Here is a 2,918-nt window from a genome sequence, read left to right on the forward strand (position 1 = left end):
CCCTGGATGGCAACTGCTGGAGTTGGCCTTGGCCAGCGAGGCCGATTGGGCTGTGGTGCCGCTGCAGGATCTGTTGCAGCTCGGCGATGAGGCACGGTTCAACACCCCGGGCACCAGCGAGGGCAACTGGCAGTGGCGGCTCAGTGGTGGCCTCGAGGCGATTCGAGGCCCGCTTAAGGGGTTTGGGGAGCTGGCGCGGCGCCACCAGCGTTGAGGTCCCGCTGCGGCAGTGGCAAGCGGTATTGGCCGGGCTGCTTCTCAATCGGCGGTAAGGCGGATCCGTTCCAAAGCACCTCAGCCGGTTTCGGGGTGGGGTACACGCTGAGCTCCAGCGGCGGTTCGAGCTGCCACAGCAGTTGGCCCTTGGCGCCGCTCAGCTGGGAGCGCTGGCCGCTGTCGCTGCGCAGGTTGATGGTGCTGGCCTGGCTGAGATTCAGCTCCAGCACGCCCAGTTTGGGTGGGCTGGTGTCGCTCTGCTGGAGTTGGTTCAGGGCGTCGCGCCCCACTCCACGGCTGGCCTGCTGTAGGGGCCGCAGCTCCGGAAACGCGCCCAGCAGGGTGGTGCCAGGGGCTGCCGGTTTGCGTTGTTCGGCGGCCGGCAGCGGGGCGATGGGCCTGAGGCTCAGCAGGTTGGCGGCGGCTAGCTGGCGTTGCTGCAGGTTCAGCGCGTAGATCAATCCCAGGCAGATCCCGCCGTAAAGCAGCCCCCCTTGCCAGGTGCTGAACACATCGATCGAGCCGGGTGTGAAGCGTTTGAGTCGTCCACCGTTCGGGCTGCGGAGGCCGTGCTGTTGGCTCTGCGGCGGCAGTGCCACATCGAGGCTGCCTGGGGGGAGTGCCAGGTGCTGCTCGATCAGGGGGAGCATCGTGCGCAGGTAGGCCCCTTCCGGCAGCCGATCACGCCAACCCCGCTCCAGGGCTTCCAGCACAGGCGTGCTGATGCGGGTTTCCAGGGCGAGTTGGCGCAGATTCAGCCCCCGCGCCTCCCGCTCCTGGCGCAACCGCCGGCCCACCGCCAGCAAGGGGTCTTCCTGGGGAAGCCCATCGTTTGGATTGCCGGCCCGCTGGCCGCCGCTACGCCGGAACACGCGGCCAAGGCTGGGCAGGCGTGGGGCAAGCCTGGGCATCAAGTCCGGTGGTGCGGATCCGGCCATTCTTGGCGATCCAGGCGCCGCCAGCGACCCTCCGGCAGCTCGCCCAGCGCAATCGATCCGATCGCCACCCGTTGCAGATCCAGCACCGGATGGCCCAGCAGCTCCGCGGTGCGGCGGATCTGGCGGTTGCGGCCCTCATGCATCACCAGCTCGAGCGCCGTGGCATCGGGCTGTTGCTCAAGGCACCGCAGCTCCACGGGCTGGCTGGGCTGGCCATCGAGGGGAACGCCACGGGCCCACTGATCGAGCACCGCCTGGCTGGGTTGGCCCCGCACCCAGATCCGGTAGGTCTTGCTGTGCTGGAAGCGCGGGTGGGTGAGCTGCAAGGTAAGGGCGCCGTTGTTGCTGAGCAGCAAGGCGCCGCGGCTGTGGAAGTCGAGGCGCCCCACCGGATGCAGCCCCTGGCCGCTGGCCAGTTCGGGCGGCAGCAGATCGAGCACGATCGGTCGGCCTTCGGGGTCGTGGCAGCTGCACATCACGCCGGCCGGTTTGTTGAGCAGCAGCACTAGCGGCGGCTGAGCCTTGGCCAGGGGGCGGCCATCGAGCCAAATGGCATCGCGCTCTGGATCGGCTCGCTCGCCCAATTGCGCCGTGCGCCCATTCACGCTCACCCGGCCGGCGCGCAGCAGGGTTTCGGCGTGACGGCGCGAAGCCAGTCCGGCAGCGGCGATCAGCTTCTGCAGCCGCTCTTCGGGCATCGCCAGGGCCTTGCTAGGTCGCATTCTGCCCAGGAAAAAGATGGTAGGTTTACGAAACACCCGAGTTTCGTAAACCGTTCGCTGCATGCCCTCGCTTCCGGTGATCCGTTCCGAGCGCGATGCCGCTGCCCTCGCTGGCGGTACCGATTTGGTGCGCTCGTATCTGCGGGACATCGGCCGGGTGCCGCTGCTCAGCCATGAGCAGGAGATCACCCTGGGCCGTCAGGTGCAGGACCTGATGGCGATCGAAGAGCAGCGCGAAGAACTGCGCCTGCGCGCCGGCGGTGAAGACCCCACCGACGATCAACTGGCTGAAGCGGCAGGCATCACCCCCCAGCAGCTCAAGAAACGCCTGCGCAGCGGGCAGCGGGCCAAGGAGCGGATGGTGGCGGCGAACCTGCGCCTGGTGGTGAGCGTGGCGAAGAAATACACCAAGCGGAACATGGAACTGCTAGATCTGATCCAGGAGGGCACCATCGGTCTGGTGCGGGGCGTGGAGAAGTTCGACCCCACCCGCGGCTACAAGTTCTCCACCTATGCCTATTGGTGGATTCGCCAGGGCATCACGCGGGCGATCGCGGAGAAGAGCCGCACGATCCGGCTCCCGATCCACATCACTGAAACTCTGAACAAGCTCAAGAAGGGCCAGCGCGAACTGAGCCAGGAGCTGGGCCGCACTCCCACGGTGACGGAGCTGGCGGAGTTTGTGGAGCTGCCGGAAGAGGAGGTGAAGGATCTGCTCTGCCGTGCCCGCCAGCCCGTGAGCCTGGAAACGAAGGTGGGCGACGGCGACGACACCGAACTGCTGGATCTGCTGGCGGCCGATGGCACCCAGCCGGAAGAGCTGGTGGATGGGGAGTGCCTGCGCAGCGACATGCGCGATCTGCTTGATCAGCTGCCGGAGCTGCAGGGCCGGGTGCTGAAGATGCGCTATGGCATTGGCTTTGAGGAGCCGATGAGCCTCAGCTCCATCGCTCGCGAATTGGAGATGAGCCGTGACCGCGCCAGGAGCCTGGAGCGCCGGGCCCACGACGAGATGCGCCGGCTCTCGCAGCAGATGGGCGCC

The 2,918-nt window shown here is 67.3% G+C and carries 4 protein-coding genes; 2 read left to right on the forward strand and 2 right to left on the reverse strand.

What is annotated here, in order from left to right:
- The coding region (locus ACIQ2E_RS13785) for a 4-alpha-glucanotransferase (protein ID WP_398331715.1) at positions 1–214 on the forward strand (214 nt) is incomplete at its 5' end.
- Here ACIQ2E_RS13785 and ACIQ2E_RS13790 read toward each other — a convergent pair.
- A complete protein-coding gene (locus ACIQ2E_RS13790; RefSeq protein ID WP_398331718.1) occupies positions 174–1,127 on the reverse strand; it encodes a helix-turn-helix domain-containing protein in 954 nt (317 codons plus the stop codon). The two genes, ACIQ2E_RS13785 and ACIQ2E_RS13790, sit on opposite strands and share 41 nt — an antisense overlap.
- Positions 1,127–1,852 carry a pseudouridine synthase gene (locus ACIQ2E_RS13795; RefSeq protein WP_398331721.1) on the reverse strand — a complete coding sequence of 242 codons (726 nt, stop codon included), beginning with the start codon at positions 1,850–1,852 and terminating at the stop codon, positions 1,127–1,129. Before ACIQ2E_RS13795 ends, ACIQ2E_RS13790 begins: the two co-directional genes overlap by 1 nt.
- 85 nt (positions 1,853–1,937) lie before the next feature.
- On the opposite strand from ACIQ2E_RS13795, the gene ACIQ2E_RS13800 reads away from it, so the two are divergent.
- A partial coding sequence (locus ACIQ2E_RS13800; RefSeq protein ID WP_398331724.1) for an RpoD/SigA family RNA polymerase sigma factor occupies positions 1,938–2,918 on the forward strand: 981 nt, incomplete at its 3' end.

It is taken from the genome of Vulcanococcus sp. (genome assembly GCF_044369115.1).
GTDB lineage: Bacteria > Cyanobacteriota > Cyanobacteriia > PCC-6307 > Cyanobiaceae > Vulcanococcus.